The 25244-nt window shown below is 34.8% G+C and carries 15 protein-coding genes, 1 tRNA gene and 7 pseudogenes; 16 read left to right on the top strand and 7 right to left on the bottom strand.

The genetic code is table 11. The annotated features are described in order from the left end of the window. Window positions 1-208: 208 nt before the first annotated feature. Window positions 209-650 (top strand): annotated as a pseudogene (locus ACFIKN_RS06235) (integrase); the annotation flags it as partial. A 640-nt stretch (window positions 651-1290) separates the two neighbouring features. Here the strand turns inward: ACFIKN_RS06235 and ACFIKN_RS06230 are convergent. Together ACFIKN_RS06230 and ACFIKN_RS06225 are read right to left on the bottom strand one after the other, a co-directional pair. Then, window positions 1291-1517: pseudogene (locus tag ACFIKN_RS06230) on the bottom strand (hypothetical protein). Next, on the bottom strand, window positions 1514-2176 hold the full coding sequence (locus ACFIKN_RS06225; protein WP_012754682.1) for a lysozyme: 663 nt from the start codon (window positions 2174-2176) through the stop codon (window positions 1514-1516). Before ACFIKN_RS06225 ends, ACFIKN_RS06230 begins: the two are co-directional and overlap by 4 nt. A gap of 1051 nt (window positions 2177-3227) precedes the next feature. Between ACFIKN_RS06225 and ACFIKN_RS06220 the strand changes: the two are divergent. Continuing rightward, a pseudogene (locus tag ACFIKN_RS06220) lies at window positions 3228-3430 on the top strand (helix-turn-helix transcriptional regulator). A gap of 99 nt (window positions 3431-3529) precedes the next feature. Here ACFIKN_RS06220 and ACFIKN_RS06215 read toward each other — a convergent pair. Further along, window positions 3530-3605 (bottom strand) — tRNA-Thr (locus ACFIKN_RS06215). 454 nt (window positions 3606-4059) lie between these two features. On the opposite strand from ACFIKN_RS06215, the gene ACFIKN_RS06210 reads away from it, so the two are divergent. The 6 genes from ACFIKN_RS06210 (at window position 4060) to ACFIKN_RS06185 (ending at window position 9441) form a co-directional block, all read left to right on the top strand. Continuing rightward, window positions 4060-4194, top strand: a complete 135-nt coding sequence (locus ACFIKN_RS06210; protein WP_273790429.1) for a SlyX family protein — start codon at window positions 4060-4062, stop codon at window positions 4192-4194. Between the two features lie 1067 nt (window positions 4195-5261). Beyond that, complete coding sequence (locus ACFIKN_RS06205) at window positions 5262-6689, top strand: amino acid permease (protein ID WP_375658088.1); 1428 nt, start codon at window positions 5262-5264, stop codon at window positions 6687-6689. A 40-nt stretch (window positions 6690-6729) separates the two neighbouring features. After that, window positions 6730-7410: an energy-coupling factor ABC transporter ATP-binding protein gene (locus ACFIKN_RS06200; protein WP_273790432.1), complete on the top strand. Its 681-nt coding sequence runs from the start codon at window positions 6730-6732 to the stop codon at window positions 7408-7410. Next, window positions 7407-8063, top strand: coding sequence for an energy-coupling factor transporter transmembrane component T family protein (locus ACFIKN_RS06195; RefSeq protein WP_375631038.1), 657 nt, complete (start codon window positions 7407-7409; stop codon window positions 8061-8063). Before ACFIKN_RS06200 ends, ACFIKN_RS06195 begins: the two co-directional genes overlap by 4 nt. Then, complete coding sequence (locus tag ACFIKN_RS06190; protein WP_273790434.1) at window positions 8060-8617, top strand: biotin transporter BioY; 558 nt, start codon at window positions 8060-8062, stop codon at window positions 8615-8617. Before ACFIKN_RS06195 ends, ACFIKN_RS06190 begins: the two co-directional genes overlap by 4 nt. A gap of 257 nt (window positions 8618-8874) precedes the next feature. Continuing rightward, window positions 8875-9441, top strand: coding sequence for a biotin transporter BioY (locus tag ACFIKN_RS06185; protein ID WP_375637500.1), 567 nt, complete (start codon window positions 8875-8877; stop codon window positions 9439-9441). A gap of 21 nt (window positions 9442-9462) precedes the next feature. Here ACFIKN_RS06185 and ACFIKN_RS06180 read toward each other — a convergent pair. After that, window positions 9463-9638, bottom strand: a pseudogene (locus tag ACFIKN_RS06180) (single-stranded DNA-binding protein); the annotation flags it as partial. A gap of 363 nt (window positions 9639-10001) precedes the next feature. Here ACFIKN_RS06180 and ACFIKN_RS06175 point away from each other — a divergent pair. The 3 genes from ACFIKN_RS06175 to ACFIKN_RS06165 all read left to right on the top strand — a co-directional run bounded on the left by ACFIKN_RS06175 (window position 10002) and on the right by ACFIKN_RS06165 (window position 11526). After that, window positions 10002-10139: a hypothetical protein gene (locus ACFIKN_RS06175; RefSeq protein WP_375637499.1), complete on the top strand. Its 138-nt coding sequence runs from the start codon at window positions 10002-10004 to the stop codon at window positions 10137-10139. A 25-nt stretch (window positions 10140-10164) separates the two neighbouring features. Beyond that, the gene (locus ACFIKN_RS06170; protein ID WP_375658087.1) at window positions 10165-10344 is read left to right on the top strand and encodes a hypothetical protein; all 180 of its coding nucleotides are present in this window, start codon (window positions 10165-10167) and stop codon (window positions 10342-10344) included. Window positions 10345-10821: 477 nt separating this feature from the next. Beyond that, complete coding sequence (locus ACFIKN_RS06165) at window positions 10822-11526, top strand: hypothetical protein (RefSeq protein WP_375658086.1); 705 nt, start codon at window positions 10822-10824, stop codon at window positions 11524-11526. Here ACFIKN_RS06165 and ACFIKN_RS06160 read toward each other — a convergent pair. Together ACFIKN_RS06160 and ACFIKN_RS06155 are read right to left on the bottom strand one after the other, a co-directional pair. Further along, window positions 11510-12049: a hypothetical protein gene (locus ACFIKN_RS06160; protein ID WP_375637497.1), complete on the bottom strand. Its 540-nt coding sequence runs from the start codon at window positions 12047-12049 to the stop codon at window positions 11510-11512. The two genes, ACFIKN_RS06165 and ACFIKN_RS06160, sit on opposite strands and share 17 nt — an antisense overlap. 575 nt (window positions 12050-12624) lie before the next feature. Then, a complete protein-coding gene (locus ACFIKN_RS06155) occupies window positions 12625-12873 on the bottom strand; it encodes a hypothetical protein (protein ID WP_375631044.1) in 249 nt (82 codons plus the stop codon). A 188-nt stretch (window positions 12874-13061) separates the two neighbouring features. Here ACFIKN_RS06155 and ACFIKN_RS06150 point away from each other — a divergent pair. The 5 genes and pseudogenes from ACFIKN_RS06150 to ACFIKN_RS06130 all read left to right on the top strand — a co-directional run. After that, window positions 13062-14012: pseudogene (locus ACFIKN_RS06150) on the top strand (DUF637 domain-containing protein); the annotation flags it as partial. 301 nt (window positions 14013-14313) lie between these two features. Continuing rightward, on the top strand, window positions 14314-14748 hold the full coding sequence (locus tag ACFIKN_RS06145) for a hypothetical protein (protein WP_375658085.1): 435 nt from the start codon (window positions 14314-14316) through the stop codon (window positions 14746-14748). 12 nt (window positions 14749-14760) lie between these two features. Continuing rightward, window positions 14761-17332, top strand: a pseudogene (locus tag ACFIKN_RS06140) (DUF6990 domain-containing protein). Between the two features lie 89 nt (window positions 17333-17421). Beyond that, window positions 17422-17772, top strand: a complete 351-nt coding sequence (locus ACFIKN_RS06135; protein WP_375658084.1) for an HNH/ENDO VII family nuclease — start codon at window positions 17422-17424, stop codon at window positions 17770-17772. 270 nt (window positions 17773-18042) lie between these two features. Then, window positions 18043-18513, top strand: a complete 471-nt coding sequence (locus ACFIKN_RS06130) for an SMI1/KNR4 family protein (RefSeq protein WP_375621053.1) — start codon at window positions 18043-18045, stop codon at window positions 18511-18513. Window positions 18514-19311: 798 nt separating this feature from the next. Here the strand turns inward: ACFIKN_RS06130 and ACFIKN_RS06125 are convergent. Continuing rightward, a pseudogene (locus ACFIKN_RS06125) lies at window positions 19312-24302 on the bottom strand (DEAD/DEAH box helicase). Between the last annotated feature and the right edge of the window lie 942 nt (window positions 24303-25244).

The raw sequence follows: 25244 nt of genomic DNA, 5'->3' as shown, positions 1-25244 counted from the left end.
TTAAATATAAAAAACAGTGCGATATGCGGGCTGTCTGGGCTTTAGAAATAAGAATCAAAGCGTATAAAGATGCATAGAGGTGAGATTGAGACATATCATTTTTATGATTCAATAAAAAAATTAAAGAAAAAATTCTATATCAAAAATTGAAGGTAGTTTAAAAGGTGGACGAGCAATGCATGGAAGGATGAGCGAGAAGGTGAATTAGGTGAGGGCGATTTATAGATTATCAGTATCTTTGTAAAAGTACCTTCTCAAGATAAATATTGTGATAAAGTAAGATTGTGGTTGAGTGTCGAAAAGATAATACGCGCTCTTAATTTTTCCGTTATACACATCAAAATAAACGCCATGAAAGGCACGGTCCTATTACAAACTTTCTCTAAGAGCAGTACATGAGTTTGCAAGATATTACAGTGATATTTTAAAAGAAGGATTTTATTTCAGGAAGAAATTGTCTTAAAATAGCAAAGCAATATTTTCCAAGAAATTGCCAGGCCAATTTTGAAAGTAAAAAAGCTAAGTTAAAAAATAAAAGAAAAAATGGTTGTTGGTTTTCTCTACTGGAGTTGCATGTTATTTCCCACATAGGAAATTTACCTATAGAAAAATTAACAGCCAAGATCATTCACAATGTGTTCCCGCCACTTTAGCATGAAAAAGCAGATATAGTGCGAAAGTATTTGCCTTATCGTCAACATCATTATTATAATTAGGAAGCTGAAGCAACGTCATTTACAAATCACATAGAGCCTATACCATTATTCATTATATAGTTCCGTAGATTGCTTTTCTTCAAGCATGCCGGCTCCTAGATATTATTTTTGTTGAAAACAGAACCTTTGTGTATGATCAGTTCTTTGAACGACGACAGCAGTGCAATCCATAAAATCTTTTCTCATCTTCTTTTGATAAGATAACAAAGATGCCCTTAGAATACATCAATAGACTTAATCATTTTACACAAATATAACCTGTTGAATCCTTTAGTTTCAACTTAAACGTCCCTTAGTCACTCTAATTAAACCCAATCGACCACCAGAGTGTTTTAATCCTTTAAGTGCTTTTACTTTCTAATCTGAATGTATCCACCTCTTTTAAATCTTTTCATTGATAGATGTTTCAGAGAAATTATATTTTTATCACTTTATTTTCCGTTTATGTCTCCAATCACATAAACGTTCACCTTGTTCATTATGTTTTAAAATATCTCTCGCCAAATTTGGACTAATGACATTGATATCTTGTCGATTCAAATAAATTGGCAGCCATCCAATACAAGAAGTTCATTCATTCGTCGCGCAACCAGCTAGAAAGCTTAGTGCGCACATCAGCATCACTTTTCTATTAATTTCATTTTCTATCTCAAGCCGTGTTGTCGCTATCTTGAAAGCTTCCTTTGTTTGCTTTTGCTTCTCAACTTTTTTCCCAAGAAAAAAGGCTTTGACTCAAGCTATAAGAAAAGCTGCTATGGTCACTGATGTCATTGTTAGATATTTTTTTATCCATAAGATCATAGGCGGTGTTCTTGAAAGCGTTTAGCAATGTATACCATAGCTGTACAAGCAGCTAAAACCATAATGCCTGCTAAAACCCATTGAACAGGACCATTTCCTGAAAAAAGCCCTCCAAGCCCTGAAAAAGAACCTATGATTGGTGCAAGAGCTTCTACTTTGCAAATACCTGTTACACCTTCTGATTCTACTACATGATAATTTGGAGCAACATGAGATCCTTTCGCCCATAATCCTGCTTCGGCTGCTCGGCGATTGACAAGACCTTGGATACGTTTTCCTCCTACTCTTGTCCATTTTTGTAATTCAGTTGGTACCACTTCATATGCACCTTTATTGAGCTTTTTTAAAAGTGTAGAATTGCAAAAGGCTGTTATTCCTACGTTATAGCAAAATGATACTAATGCCGCGAATTGTTCATTGTTTAAAGGAACGGTAACGGCTTTTTCAACAACGAGTTCACACTCTCTCAAATCCTGACAAAGGATTTTTTCAGCTTCTTTTTCCGTAATTTGCATGTCTTTGTGGACGCTTGGAGCACCAGCAGCATTTGTATGTCCATAACCAATTGTCCATACACCACCAGAATATTCATAAGCCGATAAACGTAAGCCTTCCAATTGCTTAATCAATGCAAGCCCTTCTTTTGATATTTTTCGCATTATTCTTACCTATAAAAAAACCTACACAAAGCAGGATATGAATCGAAAACTTACATCTACTCATTTTTAAGAACAGAACAGTGAAAGGGCATAATAAATTCAAAGTCTCCATAGTGAGTTATGTTAAAATCCATATCGTTTTTTGAACAAATATTATGCTAAACACCATTCATTTTGCAGCAATTGATCTCCATCTCAAGATAATAACTTTATAATAGATCCATTTATAATCAGATAGATTTTACTCATAAATTCTTACAGTTGATCCAGAATGATTTAGAAGAACTTTACTTAAAAAACTTCAATAATCCTGATGAAAAAAAGCATTTTTTAACAAAAAAATAAGAGATATAATAAGTAATGAAATAATAGGTATTGATTTTCAAGTAATTGCATAACCCATAAATTACACCATAGAATTATTTTCATAAAAACAAAAAAACATTACAGTTGAATATTATAGATCTACAAATTATCTTAGAATCAACACGATATACACGTAACGTATTATACGTATTTAATAAAAAAATCTATAGTGAATTTAACTATTATTTATTTTTTCCTCTAATTGCTTAATTTTCTTAAAAATATCTTTATGAAGGATTTTAAATAAAATGTTATATAAAACATAATCGATATTTTCTCCCTCTCTAGTAGTCTGTTTCCAACTAAAACAATATAGTAGTGGAGCATATTCAATATATGGACCAATGATATTGGATAGTGTTGTAAAGAATATTGTATTGTAATAAACTTGAACGATGATTTCGGTTTCATATATTTTTTCCATATGAATAACGCTTTCGTCTTTTTCATATGAAGTGTTTTATGGGGCATTTGAGGCCAATGGTATCATCTTTGTCTGGTGATGTATTGGCTACGTTTCCAGAAGCGTCTTAAACAAATCAATCAAGCTATTGAAATCTTTTTAGAGGCAATAGCACAAGAGACAAAAAAGATTTTGACAAAAAGCCGCTTGAAGATATAGGAAGCTCTCTCCTCCTAGCCCCCCAGCCCATTTACATAACATAAAAAAGAGAAAGGCAATGAAATGATATTTGATGATGGCGATAGATATGTAACAATCCGTGAATGTGCACAGCTTTTTAGTGTATCCACAACAACGATTCGCCATTAGATGCCTCAGGTGTATTTCCAAAGCCATGCAAGCTAGGGAGAGCAGTAAGGTGAAGGAAAAAAGAGATTTTAGCATTCACTTCAACGAAAAATAAGGAGAAAATAAGAACAAATTAGGTAAAATTATATAAACTGTAGAAGGTGGTCTAAAAGGTGGTCTGAAAATGGCTATTTAAAGAAAAAATCTATATATTTCAATATGTTTAAGAAATAAAATGGTGCCGCATGCCGGATTCGAACCAGCGACCCCATCATTACGAATGATGTGCTCTACCAACTGAGCTAATGCGGCATAGGTTTGTAAGTCAATGAAACAAAACTAATTTGAGGGTAATAGCTAAAAGTACGTATAAAAGCAAGAATGCATTTTTTCAATAATTTATAAATATGATAATAATTTGAAGGAGAAGTATGTAAAAGTCAGAGGAAAGTATTCTTTGACCTTAATGCTATAAAATGCTTTCCAATTTAGATAACACTTAAATTAAGAAGCTGGGAATGTAGATCTTTAGGATGAAAAATGGTGTTACGATATCTTAGTAAAGATAAAAACATTTTCTGGTTCTTGAGAAAGAAATTTGTTGCATAAGTGATTGGGAAAATAAAGATCATCATAAACCCTTTATAATGTGCAAATAAGATGAGTAGAATTAGTTTAAAAGTTACTTCTCATTTTTATGGGAAGAAAAAGGGAGGAGGATTAATAAAATTAATCACGTTTTTTTATTTAAGAGGGAGTAAAAATCATGTCGGATGAAGATCGGCTGATAGAACTAGAAATGAAGCTAGCTTACCAAGAAAAATTCATTGAAGAACTTTCTCGAGAGGTAATTAATCAATGGAAAAGTTTGGATGAGATATCTAAAAAGTTGATATTTTAGCGAGACGATTTTCAGATTTAAAAGAACAGAGTGTTACTGAAGCTGTTATCTTACCATTTTCTCAATAGGGAGAAGGTGCTAAATATTTTTTATCATAATTGCAATTATTTACAGATGAGTTTTTATTTCACGCATTTTGTTAGACTTGTAGAATAATTTTTATAAGCTTCTTTATTAATTCTAATAAGTTCTAATCTTATAAGGAGAGCTGATATTAGAAGACGTTTTTTTACATGGGGTTTCTAGTACGAAATTAAGAAAAGTTTTTGTAGAGTATAAAGAAGCAGCCATAGAAAAATATATGAACTGCAATATTTTAAGTTTTTTCTGTACAGAGTTTTCTTATAGGTGGGAGGTAGATTTATTCGCTAATTTTTTAAATTGATACAGATGAAGTGATGTTATCGTTATCTATAGAAATCATAAGTGAGCGTCTATATTTATAATAAAGCGTTTTAATTTGTTCTGATGATCAAGTGATTTTCAGTTGTTTTATAGAGTGAGGGGTTTTAAGCGACATAGATTATGTTATAGGACAGAGAGCTCTAGAAGTTTTTTTCAAGATCAAATGTACTCTTCGTTATATGTATATGATATTTTGTGAAAAGGCTTTTGTTTTTCGTAATTTAAGATACAAAATACTATTGCTAAAGCACCAAAGATAGACCATGCGGGTAAATAAGTGAGAGTAATGCAAATTGAGGACAGAAAATCAGGCATTACCTTGCATAGAGATTGATTAAGGTGATAGATATCTGTTTGCAGAAGGTTTATTAAAATTTTATTAAAGGGGGTTGTTGTCCAATGTGATGTGATTACAGAGTGTGCGTTATCAATGACCAATGCTATAATGGTTAGTGTAACGAAAATGAAGGACATTAATTTAAATAAAGGGTGGAGCATATTTTTTCTTAAAACTTCAACGGGACATACGTATAATGCACAAAAAAATGAGGAGTTGCATTATGATGAGAAAATAAGTTTACGTTTGTTTTGTGTTTTTTGAAAGAGGTGCCTAATTTTTCAATAAAAGTTGAGGTTAAGTTCAACAAAAGTAGTGAGGCATGATGTCTGAAAAAAAGCACGAGGAATTGAAGCGTAGCCTTCAAAATCGCCATGTTCAAATGATTGCTTTGGGTGGCGTTATTGGGACGGGACTTTTTTATGGGTCAACCGAGGCAATTCAATTAGCTGGTCCCTCAGTTATTTTATCTTATCTTGTCGGCGGGCTTATTATGTATTTCATTATGCGAATGCTTGGTGAAATGTCAGTAGAAGAACCGTCTTCAGGAGCATTTAGTTTTTTTGCTTATAAATATTGGGGGAGATTAGCTGGTTTCATAACAGGTTGGAATTATTGGTTTCTTTATATTCTTGTGAGCATGGCTGAACTTACAGTGATAGGGTTTTACCTTGATCATTGGATTTTGATTGATCATTGGAAGACATCTTTCATTGTTCTTTTATTTGTTACATTTGTTAATTTGTTTAATGTTCGTTTTTATGGAGAATTTGAATTTGTTTGCGCTTTGATCAAAGTGGCTGCTGTTATTGGTATGATTATTTTGGGAATTTTTCTCATTGTCACTGGACTAGGGGAAAATCAAGCGAATATTCATTATCTTTGGGACCATGGCGGTTTTTTCCCTTATGGAGCAGTAGGGGTTGTTTTAGCAACTTCTGTAGTAATGTTTTCTTTTGGAGGAACGGAGCTTATTGGTATTGCTGCTGGAGAAGCATCTAATCCACAAAAAACAATTCCAGCGGCTATTCGTCAAGTTATGTGGAGGATTATAATTTTTTATATTGGTTCTATCAGCGTTATTATGATAATCAGCCCTTGGAATATGATTGGAAAAAATGGTAGTCCTTTTGTCACAATTTTCGAGACTATAGGAATTCCTGCTGCTGGTCATATTTTGAATTTTGTGGTGATTATGGCTGCTATTTCTGTTTACAATAGTGGCATTTATTCTAATGGCCGTATGCTTTATAGTTTAGCTGTACAAAAAAATGCACCACATATTTTTAGTAAACTGAGTGCTGCTCGTGTTCCTTATATTGCTATCCTTTTTTCATCATTATGTACGGCGTTGATTGTTGTTGTTAATGCTCTTGTTCCTGATAATAGTTTCATGCGGATCATGGCTCTTGCAACTGCAGCAGCAGTGATTACTTGGGCTATTATTGTTATTGTTCATTTGAAATTTCGCAATGCATATAAGAACAGAAAGGGCGATTTTATTTATGCATTTGGTTTATATCCTTACGCTAACTATCTTTGCCTCAGCTTTCTTGCTTTATTGTTTTGCATTATGTTTGTCAGTGGTTTTGGGAAAAATGGATTGATGACTCGACTTTTTGATATGATAGGAATAAGCGTGCCTTTTCTTGAAACATATATTCCTGTACAGATGCCTGATATGAGTTTGGCAGTCATTATTATTCCTCTATGGTGCTTGTTATTACTTTTAGGTTATAAACTGAAACGATAGAGAAAGAAGAGCTAATAAAAGGGATTGATTGGAATAAACTTTGGGGATTATAAAATTTGATGAGGTAACACAAGTTTTTGGTGACTTGTGTGTTTTAAGAAATATTACTGTACAGCTTACCGAAAGACGAATTGCTATTATAGGTGCGAATGGTTCTGGAAAAAGTACATTTGTTCGTCTTATTAATGGGCTCCAATTACCATCTCATGGTTTTGTAAGCGTTGATGGGCTTGATACAAAACGCGATGCAAAAGCAGTAAAGCGTAAAGTTGGATTTGTTTTTCAAAATCCAGATAATCAGATTGTTTTACCATTAGTTGAAGAGGACTTATCCTTTGGTCTCAAAAATTTAAAGCTTAATAAAGATGAAATTAAGGAGCGTGTAGATGAAATTTTACAGCGCTATGAACTTCAAGATTTCAGAAATCACGCTGTCCATTTATTAAGTGGTGGGCAAAAACAACTCGTTGCTATTTCCGGTGTAGTTGCAATGAAACCAGACTATATTATTTTTGATGAGCCGACGACATTACTTGATTTGCGAAATAAGCATCGCGTTACGCAAGTGATAGAAGAATTACCACAAACTGCAATAGTTGTATCGCATGATTTAGAGTTTTTGAAAAAGTTTGATAGAGTGCTGGTTTTTGATAAGGGGGAGATAGCAATTGATGATGTACCTTTTGTTGCTATAAAGGAGTATATAAGAAGAATGTCATGATCGGTTTATATATTCCGAGGGATACATTTATTCATAGGTTAAGGCCTGGAGTTAAGTTATTATTTCTTACGGCGTGTGGAACTTTTATAATAATGGTTTCTTCCATAGCGCTTCTTGGTTTATTTTTGTTGTTTGTCATCTTATTCTATAGAGTCGCCAAGATCCCTTTCAAAACTGTGATAAAGCAATTTAAATCGATGGGATTGCTTTTAGTTCTTCTATTTGTATTTCAAACTATTTTTAGCGGTTGGCTTACGGGGGTTGAGGTCATATTACGTCTTGTTATCCTCTTTTCTTTATCATCAGTTATTTCATTCACAACAAAAGTGTCAGATATGGTGGATGCAATTGAAGCAGGCCTCCAGCCCTTTCGTTGTTTTGGTATAAATCCATCAAAAGTGAGTATGGTTATCTCTATGGCGATCAGGTTTATTCCTCTTTTGAGTGAAAAGTTTAATGAGGTACATGAAGCACAGCAAGCACGGGGACTTAATACTAACATTGTTGCTCTTGCGATACCTTTAATTATACGGACCATAAGAATGGCGTCAGAAGTGTCTGAAGCATTGGAAGCGCGTTCTTATGATGCTGATACTATTGATACAGCATCTCGTAATAATCAGAGTTTTTATAGTAAAAGAAGAATTAAATGAATACAAAAGATTTAGTTTATATTGCTTTATTTGCCGCTATTTATGCTATTTTGGGCCTTTTCCCTTCTATTTATCTTCCTTTTCTTCTAGGGGTACCTGTTACAGCTCAATCGATGGGACCGATGCTAGCAGGGTCTATACTTGGGGCAAAAAGGGGTGCTTTAGCGTCACTCCTTTTTCTTGTTCTTGTTGCGATTGGATTACCTCTGTTGTCTGGTGGTCGTGGTGGAATCAGTGTCTTTTCAGGGATTGCAAGTGGTTATTTAATAGGTTTTCCATTTGCCGCATTTTTTATTGGTTTAATGGTAGAGTTGTTTTGGCAGCGGTTAAATTTTATAACATTATTTATGATAAATACTTTTGGTGGCATTGGGATAGTTTATTCTTTTGGGGTTCCATGGACAGCGTATATGACCAAAGTTTCTTTACTGAATGTTTTAATGGCTTCATCAGTTTTTTTGATAGGCGATTGTTTAAAAGCGTTGATTGCATCCTTTATTGCACTCGCGATTAAAAGATCTGTTCCTCTCATGCATTCAAAGCATAATAACTAAAATAAATGTATTATTTTGTTATGCTGTTGTTATATAATATTCGTATATCACTATTATTGAATTTAACTATAGTAATTTATGATATAATTAAACATTGTAGAATCTAATATGATTTATATAAGTAATATTATTAAAATAAATTATTATAATATTTTTCTCTATATCTAAGGCATTTAAAGTGTACTTTTATAAATCTGATACTTTTTATTAATTGTACAACAATAACGAAAGCTTTTCCCTAGTGAAGGAATAATTCAGTGAATACAAAAGATTTGGTTTATATTGCTTTATTTGCCGCTATTTACGCTATTTTGAGTCTTTTTCCTCCTATTTATCTTCCTTTTTTGCTGGGTGTCCCTATTACAGCTCAGTCTATGGCTCCGATGTTAGCAGGCTCTATACTTGGAGCAAAAAGGGGAGCGTTAGCATCACTTCTTTTCCTTGTTCTTATTGCGATTGGGTTACCTCTATTGCCTAGTGGTCGTGGTGGAATTAGTGTTTTTTCAGGAGTTACAAGTGGTTATCTGATTAGTTTTCCATTTGCTGCATTTTTTATTGGCTTTATGGTAGAATTGTTTTGGCAGCGGTTAAATTTTATAATATTATTTATGATAAATACTGTGGGTGGCATTGGGATAGTCTATTCTTTTGGAATACCATGGGTAGCGTATATGACACAGGTTCCTTTGCTGACAGTTTTAATAAGTTCATTAGGTTTTTTTGTTAGTGGTTTCTTGAAAGTGCTGATTGCATCCTTTGTAGCGTTGACCATAAAAAAAACCGTTCCTCTCATTCATTCGGAAAAAGGGGCAGTTTTGTACTGAAGAACAAGTTTTTCCAAATGTATGTAGATTAAAAAGCACCACGGAATACCATTTTGTTTTGTCTACTTTTTATTGGTATTTTTATCTGCATAGCTCTCAGAGGTAGCCATACGAAAATTGAATATTTCGACACCAAAATTCTTTTTTCTTTCAGGAGCAGCCCCTAAATAGCCAATTAATATCATTTTATTCAACAGGCTTGTAAGTTTTATTCGATTTGCATATTATATGCATAAAGCCTTAGAATAATTTATTATTTTTTTAATATTTTTAGTTAATTAATCACTAATTTTAAAAGTGTTAAATTATATTAATTGTATAAAAACATGGATAATTTAGTGTTCATCTAAAAACTCTTGATGTATATAGTGCCCTTATAAATGTATTAATATAAGGTATAAAAATGAGATTTGAATGGAATGAAGCTAAAACAAAAAGTAATCTTAGAAAGCACCGTGTAAAGTTTTGAAATAGCTGCATATGTTTTTTCTGATCCATTCTCCATGGCTAAACAAGACCGTATTGAAAATGGAGAGTATGGTTAGCAAGCTTTATGGCTCATGGATGTTTTTTTATTACTATTCGTAGCGCATATTGTCCATGACGATAAAAATGGCATAGAGGTAATCCGTATTATTTCAGCACGGCGAGCCAATTTGAAAGAGAGGAAACTTTATAAAGAAGAAAGTTCGTTATAAAATTGAGGTAGGTAACTTATCACCTTTGACAGATGAACAGAGAGTTGAAGTTGATAAACTGGCTGTAATGCCGGACAATGCAATTGATTATAGAGATATTCCGTCACTCAATGATGTGTTCTGGAAAAATGCCGTTCGCAATCCATTCTATAAACCACCCAAAACTGTCACAACAGTGCGTGTGGATTCAGACGTTCCAGCGTGACTTTAAAAGTCAAGGGAAAGGATATCAAATGCGTATTAACGCCATTTTACGTGATACTATGCTTCGTTCAATGCACTGATTTCTCCTCCACTTAAAAGCCGGGAAGGGGGAGCCCATATTCTAAAAATCTAAGCAGCTTTCACTGCAGAGTTCTCTAAAATTCGTATTGCTTTGCAATTAAAATTGTATAGCTTCGATCTTTAACTAACTGATTCTAAACAATACAATATATTTTGGATACACTATCTTCCCATAATCACTAAGATAACTTGGGAAGCACCTGCCATCTGATAAGACTATAGACATTGTAATTATGTTAACTTTATGAATACCATTAACTTTCTTTCTTATAAATATAAAATAGATCCAGCCTCAGAATTAGTTAATATCAATGATGCTGATAAATTTTTATAGGAAAGAAGATACGATTTTAACTGTGATAATCAATGTGCTACTTTAGTAATCGAAAATTTTTCTGTGAACTCGAAGATCTGCTATTGGATTTATGTTTTAACGGGAGAAAATAGTCCTTATAATCCTGAAGTTATTGATTCTGAAAACGATTTTCAGAATATTCCTAACCCACGTTCTAAAAATCAGATTGAACAGAATAAGCAATATTTTGGAATTTTGATTCCTATAGAGTTTACTCTTTTTTCTTCAAATAAAGAGTTAAACAAATTCTTGCAGCTACACTACAAAAAATCTTTTCCCCCGAAAACGATTGATATCTCACCTGATATTGTTGGTAAGGAAGAGTTCGAAAAAAAATTGCTTTTAATTAAAGAAATAAAACTGAAATATACACAACCAAAACAATTAGATTTTTTTGCAATGCAATCAGAAGACAACTTGCTAAAGATGGCTAAACTTTTGTTAGGTGAATTTCCCACGGATGATTATTCTGAAATGGAACTTGACTTGGGTATCAAATTTAAAGAAAAAAATAATTTAAAGAATTATTTTTTGAATCTTTTTAAAAAATATAAATTAAATCCAGCATTTAAAAACATAAGTTTTGTTGGAAAGACACATAATAATTTTGATATAATCTTTAATACTGAAACTTTTCAACATAAATTTGCTATTAAAACAAGTAAAAATGATAATGGTATGTATAATGAAGGTCATATAAAAGAAAAATTAAAGCATGAAATCGTAAGTTTTACTGTATCTCTTTAATAGAGCACTGTAGCGTGTAAATAGATATATTTATTAAACTGCGTGTACGCAACATAAGGAAGAATACACAGACTAAAAAAAAGTACCAAATTATAATATTTGAATATCCAAGAGCAATATCTAAGTACCAAAGTACGGTATCCAATGAAAAAGAAAACTTGTGCTCCACGTACTTAGAAATGACAGGCAAAGAAACAGTTTCTTTATAACTACTTGGGAAAATTAAAACGACAAGCGCTAAAATTATTAACTTTAGGAGACTGTGCATATACTGATGTAACTCACATGTTAATGTCTTCCAACCTGTTGTATTGCCGCATTTATATTGTGGGTTGTTTTGCAACTCAGAAGGGATATTAGAATTGCATAAAATTGCAAAAACAGTTGTTACGATCACCAAAGAAATAGACGCGAATGTCAAAATACCCTGAATAAAGTCAAGATTTTTTCTTATTCCTAAAAAACATACAAATATAAAAATTATAACGCCAAACAAGGCTTTTCTCTTCTTATCTGTAAACATATTTATTTCCTGTGAAAAAATTATGATCTCAATTTCTTAAATTATTTTCTGATATAAAAACACAAACTACCTTTTAGTCTTTTTAGCATTTGCTTTTCTTTTAATAGCAATGTCTTCTATTGCATCCAGTTGCTTTTAATATTTTAGTTAACCTCGTCTATGATTTATCTATAGTTGATGATAGCTTTAAACACAGAGCTCCATAATCCCAAACTCTTGCTTGCATTTTGATACCCAAATCCACCTTTCAACAAAGCCCATCGCACTGGCAACCCTTTCATACAGATTAAAGAAAAGCTCTGTTATTTCAAAAGTACACGAAAGGGAATCATAATTGCCGCAACATTTTTTGCGCTGATGCTGGCTACTCATGTTTTAAAAAACAAATATTTTGAAATTCGCGTATCCTAAAATCCTTAATTTGTATTAATGGATTTATTTACTTTATAAATTTGATACTATAGAGCTATTTTAGCTTCTAGAAATATATTGTACATTAAAAAAACTTTTTAATCACTCTTTAAATGCATATCCAATCCAAAAATGATCAGCACTTTTCACTATTTTGCTACTTTTTAGAAATCTATTTTAAACTCTCCTATCATTAGTTCATGAAGAGTTTTGGTGCGTGAAAGAAGGTCTTTTTCAATCTCTTCACAATACTTAGAAAAATCTGTTGCTCTTGGAATGATTTTTTTAGACATGCTTTCTACGTTGCTCTGCAAAATGCGTTTTAAGGACTCTTTCAAAATCAATAAGGAAATATCTTTGAGTTCAGTTTGATAAGCTTGAGAAGAGGTATTATAGTCCATATATTTTCGCATGTGGAAGCTACCACAAGAGAACAAGCGAAAAGTATTAGAGATATCATCATTTGAAGCTTTTACAGCAATAAACCTGTGAAGCCATATGCAAGTCTCAAGTACATTTTCTTCATTCGGTTTTTGTTTTTAATTTTCCATACGACACACGGCTATTTCAGGCTATTACTTTGGGTTGATTAAGATTTGTAAGGAAAGTTGATTGGCTAGCAGTTAAGGCTGAGTTTAAAGACTGGGATTATAAAGCCCAAGGGCTGAAAGAAGCCGGTGCGGCTATCGTGGCATTGGCTGTCACGGGGGCGCGGTTACGGGCGGAGCAGCCTTGGGTGCTGCCAGTGCCATTACCGGTGCATTGGGGCTTGGCTCGAGCACCGCCATGAATGCGGTGATACAGGCAGGTGTCCAAGCATTGATTGACAAAAGCGCTGTGGCTTTTGTCAATAATCGCGGCAATATTGCCGGCGCCTTGCATGAGCTTGGCTCTTCAAAGAATGTTCCCAGCATTGTCTCATCGATGTTAATGGCGGGCTTAACCAGTCAAATAACGGAAATGGCAGGTGTTGGACAATCTTTGCCAAAAACCGCTCCTTTTGTCGATCGTATCGCCCGTGAAGCGGAAAAGAACCTGATCAAAGCCGCCATTGGCACAGGCGTGCAAACGGCTCTTGAGGGCGGCTCTCTTGACAAGAACTTTTTTAACAATCTGCGCATTGCCCTGTCTGATACAGTTGGCAAATCGTTGGCAGAAGAAATCGGTACCGCCAAGGCAGAAGGCAAAATAGACACGGTCACACAGATCGTTGCCCACGCTGGTCTTGGCTGTTTAAAAGGCGCGGTTGCGAGTGGCGCTTGCTCTGCCGGTGCTATCGGCGGGGCCTGTGGGCGAAGCCACTGCTATGCTCCAGTTTAAACTGTGGTCCCCCAATTTTATACAAAAAGAAATAGCAGCATTGGATGGTCGTATTCCAACGGCAGAAGAACAAGCGCGTATAAATGCAAAGATTGAAGCACAGTTTGCTGACTTTAGCGATCGTGCCATTGATGTCGCACGGATTACAGGGGGCTTTGCTGCTGCCCTTGCTGGTGGTGATGTCAATACTGGCGCGGATGCCGCTGGAAATGCCGCGGAGAATAATTTTCTTCCTGCGGTAGCAGCATTAGCAGCATTCATTGTGTCGCTTACACCAGAAGAGTTGGCAGCTCTGTCTCTTTTTATGGCTGGCGGAGCAACTGTTGTTGGATCCTCTAGCAATAAGACGGCTATAACGGATTTCTTTGGCTATTTGTTTGCATTGAAAAATGCAGAAGAAGACAGCGAAAAAACAAACCAAAACTCAAAAGAAGAAAAAAATAAAAATTCTCAAACGGGCAATGAAAATCCACAAAACAATAATGATGATAATGATGGAAAGGGTAAAAGGCTTGGACAAGTCAGGAAGCATCATGAAAAAAAAACGCGATGAGAAAAAACAAGAATTAAATGATGAAGGATGTAGAACATGCAAAACAGAAATAGTATTCAAAACTAAGACGGATAAGGGGGTAGTAAGATCTCGTGCGGATATCGTTTATATAGAGAATAGTAAAATAAAAATTGGCGAGGTAAAAACGGGGAAGAATGCTAAATTAAGTGAACAACAAAAGATTTTGAAAGAGGCATATAAAGAAGGAAATGCTGAGTCCACAAAAGGAAAATTTATAAAATTTTTTAAAGAGAACAAAGAGTTCTTAGAGGCATATCAAGAATCTTTCAAAGATTTTAAAGGAAGTGGCAAAGAATTAAACCAAGCTAGTAAAAAATGGGTTAAAGAACAATTGAGTAATAAGTTAGACAAAACAGACATTAACGTTTTTCATTGTCTAGGACTTTTTGAATGAAAGTGAATAGCGATGCGAACTAAAGACGTGACAGAGATTTTAAAAACGCTTGGCTGGGAACCTTATCGTGCTGAAGATGGTAGTATGTTTGCGCATTATCATCTTCCCGATCGCATTGTAGGCATTAGTTATGATGTTGTAGATTATGGAGAGGATGGGGGAAAGTTTCGGCTATCGGCTAATCTTACCACTGCTGCTTATTGCCTTGCTTGGGAATATGCTAGTGGTGAAGTATCACAGGATAAGTATGAAGATACGCTGTTTTCTGCGAAAGAGGATTTCGATGTTACAGCTTCAGATCTCTCAGAAAGCCATGTTAAGGACGCTCTAAATAGAGTGATTGCATGGGCGCAAGCACAGGATATTGAAAAAAAGTTGTGCGAGGAAACTACTAATCATTCTGCCGTTGCACAAGCATTACTTGGTGATATGGAGGCTTTAAGGAGTGATAGATCTACCCCAAAACTATCTGTGCCAGAATTTGCAGATTATAAAACAATGACATCGGATGATCGCCTGCTTTTTTTTGCACAGGCCTATAAAAATGGGGAATTAGACGATATTCTAATGCGTAAAAAGCCAAAAAAGCAACAGATGAGTCTCACAGCAGCAATGCGCGTTCTTAAAACACAAGGGTGGTTTTCTACGGAGCCTAGAAAAATGTGGTTGGTTTTGCCCGACCGCTTTATTCAATTTGATTTTGGTTTTATACGTCTTCATGATAATTACAATGTCCGTATTGAAGCTGAAATATCTAATGAAATGATTTCTGTAGCTTGTAAATATATTCACTATAGTGGGGAGTATCGGTGCATATCACCTACAAATATTTATAATTCTTTTAACACGATTGGGGGGGATTTTTAGTGGTTTTGATAAAGGCATTGATATTTGTGTAGAGACATTAGATGAGCAAGAGCTTATCAAAATCTCTGAGCGAATAATACAATGGGCACGTGCCCAAGATTTACAAGCATCAATAGAAAGCAAAACACGTGTTCAAAAGTATAGCTACAATATACGTATAGTCTGGCATTTGGCTTGTTTAGCATTGACAGGTCAAATTGATATCCTGAAATCTTATCAAAATTTTTTAGAAGCCGGTACGATTTCTGGACATTTAGAAGACCGTGAAGTGGAGAAGTATGTTAATCACGCAGTTCAATTTGCTGAAGAGCATCTGAAAATCTTTAATGAGCGAAAAGCCATAGATGATCGTCTTAGTTTGCAAGATTTGTCTTTTCTTAATACAGTTTCTGAAGACTTAAAAAGGATGGGGTGGACAGTTTATCGCGATAAGAACTATGATCGCAATGCTTATTTTGTAAGTAAAGACCGTATCATTAATATAATGTACAGCCTTGATACAAAAGGAAAAACACCGATCCTTATATTCAAGGCTTCACTTTCAACACTTGCCTTTTCCACTGCTCATAGGGATGTTTTTCCCGAGAATCCTCAATATATAGCTCTCAAAGAGGCAGAAGAAGTTTATACAGTTTCTAGTGTTGAAGTTGAAGAAGGCAAACTAAAGCAAATCTGTGTGGATATTCTTAAATGGGCTGATAACCAAAACACCAACCAAATCATCTATGATTATACGGCGTTGCCAACAAAAAGTGAATTTCTCCTTGCAGAATTTCACCTTATTGCACTTATTTTGACTGGCAATGTCAAAAAACTTAAGTTTTATAAGGAGAGTTTTCAAAGAAAAAACCGTCTAGGCTTTGTAGATACTATCACAAAATATGATATTGACAACGCTCTTACTCTTGCGCGGGGTTATCGAGCGGGTTTTCCAAAAAACGCTCCGATTTTAAGCTTGGATCCACAAGCAGCATCTGTTGCTTCTAAAACAACTTCTGTTGAAGTGGCAGAGGAAGTGGATGAAGCAGATGACACTGATGATCGTCTCACCATGGAAAGTGCTCATGCACTTTTAAAAAGCCTAGGCTGGTCAACCGAGAAAATCAATGAGAATGACCATATGGCAAGCTATCAATTGGCTGATCGTGAAGTAGACATTCTTTATAACGACGAAATTGCCAAAGATTACCCACAATTTGATAGCGCTTTTATGATTAGTACTGGCATTCTTTCCACCGCTTGTAAATTCATTGATCCTACCCACACGGAAGATATTCCAGATATACAGCTTAATTTTGAAGCAAAGGGTTTAGAAATCTTTGAACCAGAAGTTACTGCGGATCGCTTAAAGCAAGCACTTGATGACGCGCTAAAATGGGCGGTAACAGACATTGACCTTTCTAAAAGACTTCGCTCTGATTATGGCACTGCTCCTTGGGAAAAAGGCGCCACGTCTAAAGCAAACGATACGGATTATGCTTTACTTCATCTTGGCGCTCTTGCTTTGTTGGGTGATACTGAAACCTTACAATCTTATCAGCAAAGCTTTACGGCAGGTGATCACCTAGGCTTTGACGAAAGCATCAACAAAACCCACCTTGAACGTGCATTAGCTTTAGCCAAAGAAGTAGCAAAGGTGAAGCAAGTGAGCTACGCTTTGATTGAACGGGTAGCAAAAGATTTTGATGATCACTCAGAGCTTTCTAGCGAGGAATAACCTCGCTCTTGGAAGGAGAGTTTATTTAAGTCTATTTAGAACACAGAATACATTGATTATTTTGAAAAAAATCGAGGGGATTATGAATCATGAAATGGATAAAGAAAAAAAGTATGGGGGCAGCTGAGCCTGTGGAATTTAAAGGTCAAAAAGTTTATCAGGAAGATGAACTGTTTGAGCCTGAAACAGTTTCTTCTTGGAAAGAAGAAGGACAGATAGTAACGGGTACAAATGTGGAAAGAATGGTATCAGGAAGAGCACCTATTGGAGTCGATTTTAGACCTATTATGTTACATCCTGTGACACAAGAACAAGATAGTCCTCTCGTTGAGGTTCTCTACTCATTTTATCAAGGCAGGAGTTTGCTTGCTCCTATGAATCCAAAGACAAATTTTATCAGAAAAGTTATTTGTTGGATTTCAAAAAAAATTCCTAAGTAGGAAAAAAGAAAGAGTAATTATTGCAAATATTGAAATAATATCCCTAAAAGGCGCTCTCTAAACTTTAATGATCACCTCCTTTAATTCCATCATATATTGTAAATGCGAGATGATTGTACAGAGACAGATGAGAAAAGAGCTCCGTCAAGAACATATCTCTTATGATTTTATCAATCTCATCTCAATTCCATTGGCTATAGTAGAAAAAGATTGATCATTAGGAACACTCATTATGAGTAAAAACACGCTGTGACTTATGGAGAAAAATTTATGAAAAGTTATACTTTATCAGATGTTGCACAATATGTTGATATGCATAGTCATGTTATTAATTTTGGTACTCAAGATAATGCCCCTGATGATGTACGGATTAAAACAGCTGAGAACACTCTTGGTTTACAATTTACCTCTTCCTATAAGAATTTTTTAAAAAATTATGGAGGAGGAGAAATTGGAGGTGAAGAAATATTCAGTATTTATGAAATCTGTGCAGGTATTCCTGCTGGTGATATTGTTTACCGAAATTTGCTCGATAGAAGAGATGGCTTTACGGACCCCAAACAACTTGTTATCTGCACAACTGATTTTGGTGAAACCTTTTATTTTGATTATACGCAGTTTAGGGATGGTGAATGCCCTCTCTATCTCAAGTATACATCTGAAGATTCCGAATATTACGCAAGTAATTTTTATGAATTTCTCTGCAAAAGAATTAAAGAGTATGCAGGGGAAGATTCATGAAAACTTATACCTTAGATGATGTTATACAACTAGTTGATAAATAGGATAATTGTAATTTATAGACTGTTATGAAAATATCTCAATAGAAACTGATCATTATAGAGATGAGCAAAATCCCTTTTAATAGACCGTGTCAGTTTTGTTAGTTCTTTTTAGAGCCTATATTATTTTTTTTAAATGAGAGAAAATTAAAAACATAATATTTCAATAGGTTAATGTTTTTAAGACATAATTCATATCAAGAGTACAATCTTTAAAGATAACCAATGATGTGAATTAATTAAAACTTGTCAGTTATGTGTCAGTAAATTGAACTGACAAACTAGATTATTTTAGTGAGTGATTAAAATGTGCTTTATGAAAAGCATATGCTCTTTTAAAGCCTTCAAAAGATAGTTTGTAACTCATAAGAAGTGCTATCAAGACCATTATGGTTATGAGTTTTGAAGATTTTGAGTATTTTGAGGGTTTGAGAAACCTTCAAAACCTATAAGTAATATAAGAAAATGAATATATATAACTCTCTTTAAACAAAGCTTTTGAAAAGCATAAAGCTATCATTTTAGATTACGGTATAACCTCTTAAAGGCAATGTAAAAAAATCTAATTCACTTTAGATAGGGTTTCTTAAAAGTCTTAAAGCAATCCAAATAAGAGTATCTAAAAGTGCAAATGATTTCTTTTTAGAATAACGCATATAAGCACTCTTTTTAAAGATTGTATCTAATCAACTTAACAAGAGAGGTATAGATTATGGTTATAAGACTCTATACCCCTTGTGAGTTTAGCAAGCCAAGTCTATTCAGTTTCTCTAATTTCTAGTTTTGGTAGGTTCTTAACGATTTTCATTGTCTCTAAACTTACGGTAATAACCCTCTGAAATAACTCTAGAGGGTAGGCAGGGTTGCCAATGGTTTCAACAGCATAGCGATTGGCATCATTAACAATGCCGCTCTTTTTATCAGTCTTAACGCATTGACGCCCCATAACCCATTCAAGAGCTGGTTTACCATTAACGATATACTCATAAGCTTCAAGAGGGATATCTGTTATTGTGATATTGCTGTTATAAATAACAGTTGATTTATCCTTTTCCTTACTATTCTTAATTTTTGCAAATTTCATTTCAGTTACATAATAGAATTTTTCGGGATTAGAGATCTCTGTAACTTTTGGATTACCCTTTTTAAAGGTGACAGGATAAGGTTCTACAGTTTCATAGTTTACGTGCAAATGACCGAGTTCACGCCCTGCTGTCACAAATTTCCAAAAATCATCAGCAGTTTTTACACAAGGAATGCGAGGCAATTCTTTAGAGAGATTATCAGCATAACGGGTGCGATAATCTTCCGAATGTAAAATTCCATAAACGTAATAGAATAGATCATCTTTTGTTATGGCTTCATTAGGATAAGCCGCTTTAAAATAGTCTAGACCTTCATCAGTAATGGCATCACGCTTCTGTAAACCAGCTGATGTGCTGTCGTCTGTAGAATTCGTAAATAAATGGGATTGTTTTTCACTTTTATCTTTTAAAGATTCAGTATCTTTGTAAATATAACGTGGGAAGCATTGACCTGTATCTATTGCGTGAAGGTTAGGTAAACTTTTTGCCATAAGTACAGAAAAACCCGCTTGAGTTCCGGTACCTGTAACTTGAATTACTTTATTTTCAACAGTTTTTCCCATAGGGAATATCCGCGGCATTTGTAAAACTCTCTCATTAAAGGCGCGATTATAATAGAGCCATTGTTTTGTAAAAGGACGATAAAGACTTTGAATAAGGCATCTATCTTCAAGTTCAAAGATTTTTCCTCTTACTAATTCTTGTTTAACATTATAGCTCCAACTTATCTTTCTCTCATCTGTATCAACGAAATTATTTACAGCCTTTGTACGTATTCTGCGATCAACATGTCCATAGGCATTATTAAACCGTTCCACTTCGCTGTTATAGAATGTGATCATATTACTCATGTTTTTTGCTAAAGCTTCACGACTTGCATTATATGTCCAAGCATCACGATTGGTTACAACCCCAAGAGAAAACGTTTCAAAGAGCTTTTTATCATGACCTTTTCTAATACCTAGAGCTAAAAATGTTTTGAAATTGTTATCACGTTGATGAAGCCAATCCCCATGTTCATCCGGTGTAATTATTTTCCAACCATCTTCACGTGTAATACCACCAACACTATCAAAGTATTGAAGCATCTCAAGTTTTTTTTCGGTAGAAAGATTATCACCAATGTCGTGATAATAAATTTTACACGGTTGTTTTTTATTTGGATTGCGCACAAAAATCGTTACAGCTATTCCGTTTTGGCTTCCAGAACCAAAAACATTGCCTCCTTCCTTTGATAGCTCTTTTGATTTTATATTTTTTCGAATATCACCACGAAGATTAATAATATAAATAGAAGAATATTCATTTCGTAAGCATTTTCGCATGCCATCCGCAAAGGCTTTATCTATCCATCCATTTCCAGAAATATAAGCTACAATACCACCTTGGGAACTTAAGCGATTACTAGCCCACCTAATCGCTCTAATATAGCTATCATAGAGATTTCTTTTTAATGTTGCTTGAGATTTAAGTGCAAACGTATTTTGGATACTTCTATCAAGTATTTCATATTCTACATTTGTATTATTATCATTAGCACTCCTTTGACCAGAAGAATAAGGAGGGTTACCAAAGATAACTTCAATGTTTAGATTTTTCTGATGCTCTAAATATTCACTGTTTTCTTTGAGAATACCTTCCATCAAATTTTTTTCTTCAATCATTCGAAACGTATCAGTCAAACCAATATGCTTGAAAGGGATATAATTTCCTTTCATAAGACCATGATAGGTTGCTTCGATATTAATGGCTGCGATGTAATAGGCAAGCAAAACAATCTCATTGGCATGGATATCATGACGGTATTTATATTCCATATCCTCTGGTTTGATGAGATTGGATTGTAATAGCCTTGTGATAAAGGTTCCAGTACCCGTAAAAGGGTCAAGAATAGAAACACCACGTGATCCTAGACTTTTTCCAAATTCATGACGCAACACATCATCAACAGAATGAATGATAAAATCAACAACCTCAATGGGAGTATAAACAATGCCTAATTTTTCTACTGTACGCGGAAAAGCATAACGGAAAAATTCATTGTAAAGCTCTACAATTAAACTTTGTTGTGCTTCAAGAGTGGTAATTCCACGCGTGTAAAATTGTACACTCTTAGAAATATTTTTGAGATCTTGAGATTCTTCTTTAGGAGTAACTTTATCAAGGGCATTGAGTACACGTTGTAAAGCGCAAGATACGGGATTTTCTTGAACAAACTGATGCCCCTCAAATAAAGCATTAAAGACTGGACGCGTCACAAGATGTTGCGCAAGCATTTCAATCGCATTTTCTTCGGAGAGGGTTGTGTTTAAATTGTTACGTAATTCGGTCATAAAATCATTAAACACCTGCCGTGTTTCAGTTTCTGATTTCGTCAAAACCTCAGTTAAGCGTATGATATGAGTTTGAGCAAGATCACCAACATTTATTGCCCATTTTTTCCAATAGCTAGGGTCGTAAAATCTATTAACAATAGCAGTTTTAATGACATCTTTACATTTAGAAAAAAGGGGGAGTTCACCTTGTTCTTCACATGTGTGAGAAGATTCGTAAGTTGCTAATCCAATATTAAGTCCTGAATACTCTAATTTTGAGCGTATAGGTAAATCATCAATAACCGTGGTCGTATCTTCTAACGCAAGTTCTTGAGAAGCAGCAACGATTTCAAGAGAATCGCTTACGTCTTGTTTTTTGTGCATATGGTGAATTATTTTATTAAAATTGTCATCATGGGCACGTAAAGCATTGAGAACTTGCCAGATGACATTATACTTTTTGTTGTTTTCTAAGGCTATTTCCGGCGGAATGTCAGCGGGTATCCCAATGGGTAGAATGATATAACCTCTTTTTTTACCCTCTGCTCGACGCATGACGCGTCCGATCGCTTGAATAATCTCAATTTGACTTTTGCGCGGGTGTAAAAATAGAACGGCATCAAGAGCAGGAACATCAACACCTTCAGAAAGACAGCGTACATTGGTAAGTACACGGCAGGTATTTTTCCCCGCATCTTCCTTTAACCATTCAAGTTGTTTTGTGCGCTCTTTAGCACTAAAGGTTCCATCAATATGGGCAAGGGTACAGTTAAGAGGAGGAGTATCTTTACAGTTCTTATGAAGAGCGCGCAAAGATTCTTGCACTTTTTCTTTTTTGAATCTCTTGCATATGCGTTTAGAAGTCTCAATATCTTTGCAAAAAGCTAAAGCTCTACGCATGGGCTTGGGGTCATCTTTAAGATCAAGTTTTAGATCCATTTTAGTAAGAGCTCTATAACAGCCATTAATCTTGGTCCTATCGTCAAGAATAAGTTCATAATTCTTATCGGTAATAAGATGTTGAATGGATTGGCTTACTTCTTCTTCGTTAACAACTAATATGATAACTTTACAAGGTGCTAACAGCTTATCCTCTAAAGCACGTGAAAAGTTGTAAGTGTAAAGTTGTTTGCCATAGAGTTTTTCATTATCCATGGACACCAAAACGTTATTGGATAAGAAAGCATTCCTTTTCAGCTTGTCACTAAAGATCTTTGGGGTTGCTGTCATGTAGAGGCGTTTTTTGCCTCGAATAATGCTATTGTCATGAACCTTGATAAATTCAGATTCATGCTTTTCTGTTCCCAACACAACACCAGTTGTTCTATGGGCTTCATCACAAATGATCAGATCAAATTCGGGTAAATTATACTTTTTTTGCGCATCCGAAATCACTTGGATTGAATGGTAAGTCGAAAAGACCACGGTCATCACATCAAGAGAAGTCTTATTGGCTTTACGCGCAAGTGCTTGCGCATCGGTCGTAGCCGGCAAGACAAGATCAGAGGCATCGAGACTAGCCTCATCATCATGTTTCCCTTTACGACGCTTACCTACTTGTGTATCTGAACATACCGCAAAGGAACGCAAGGGCACTTCTGTATCAAGGGTCCATTCACGGATTGTTTGTGACATCAAAGCAAGGGAGGGTACCAGAAACAACACACGCTTGCCAGTTCCTGCTATGGTTTCTGCTATCTTAAGGCTAGTGAACGTTTTGCCCGTTCCACATGCCATAATCAGCTTGCCACGGTCTGCTTCTTGCAAACCTTCACAGACTTTCTCAAGAGCTTCTTTTTGATGATCTAAAAGCTTTTTTTTAGGTTGCTCTTTAAAGGTAGCTTCACCTTTTTCTTTATAAGCCCCCCAATCAATTTGACTGTTTTCTAAATCAAACAGATTAATCTGTTGAATACGAACCTCTTGACCATCACAAGTGTTGTTAGCATTATCACTCCAATTGCTTTCGGTGCTATCAACCAAAATACGGCGCGTAAAAATCTTTTTCCCAGAGGTAGCGATAAAGCTATCAATATCTTCTTTTTAATTATGTGAGAAGCATCATAGCATTTACATTGAATAGCCGCATAACCTCCTTGATCACGGATTGTAGCGACCAGATCAATGCCGATATCACGTCCATCTTTATCATGCTCCTTAGCCCATTCCAAATAAGTCTGAACCTTTTCGTATTCCTGCTTTTGAAGCGGGTCGTTTGTCAAATAAGCCATGACAAGGTTTTCAAACATGGTTCCTAATTCACGGGGTGATTTAGCTTGTTGACGATAATATTCTAAGAGAGAGCGTAAAGTGACATGTTCATTATCAGAATGATGAGGGCGAAGCATAAAGAATAAACTCCATGACAATATATTCTATTGATTAATTCTCTTCAAAAGAATCAAAATGAAGCTTATTAAATCCATTTTGAACGAATTGAGAAAAAATGCAGAAAAATGCTAAAAAAGCGGATAATTTTTTCAAAAAGTTTTTTAAAGCTTGTTTATCCACAGCCCATGACACGGGGTCAGATCAGCAAAATAGTGAAATTTGCTGTTTATTTTATGGAAAAAAGACAAATGAAGCATGTGCTTTTAAGATATCATAATGAGTATTTTGATAGGTTTTATGAGTCACTAAAATAGTCTATTTTGTCAGTTCAATTTACTGACACAAACTGACAAATATATATTATGGATTGTATTTAAGGTTGTATTGTCGATATAGGTTGTATCGTTAAAATACTAACATATTGAAATATAATGTTTTTAATTTTCTCTCATTTAAAAAAAATAATATAGGAGCTAGAATGAACTGACAAGACTGACAAAACTCTTCTGATAAGGTCACTCAGATCATTATCTTTGGAGAACGGGTGCTTAATGGGCTGTACAGAGAGTTTTGCCTATTTGAGTAGAAAGTTTTAAAAGACGTTTCTTTATTGTTTTCTATGATGGTTTTTGACGACAGGATGTGCTTGATCGCATGATGTCTCGTTTATATGCGTGTTGAGTGGCTTAGAGGAGCTGGAGAGTGAGTTTATCTCTAATTATTGATAAATATATTGTAGCATTAAACTGGGGATATTGATGTATTAACCATTGACGGGCTAAACAGTTTTGTTTAGAGGTTTCTTTATATAGATGTGGGGGAGAGATCTTCAGCAGTTAAAATAAAGCAGTTTTTGGGTGTCACTTTTTTGGTCACAAAGGCATGTGCTTTTGTTAAAAGCGTCATAGGGCAGTGGCTGTTTTGAGTGGACTTGTTAGAGGTTTCATGAAGTTCTTTTA

Source organism: Bartonella sp. CL436QHHD (genome assembly GCF_042195105.1).
Classification (GTDB): domain Bacteria; phylum Pseudomonadota; class Alphaproteobacteria; order Rhizobiales; family Rhizobiaceae; genus Bartonella.
This window is presented reverse-complemented; position numbering and strand designations above follow the sequence as displayed.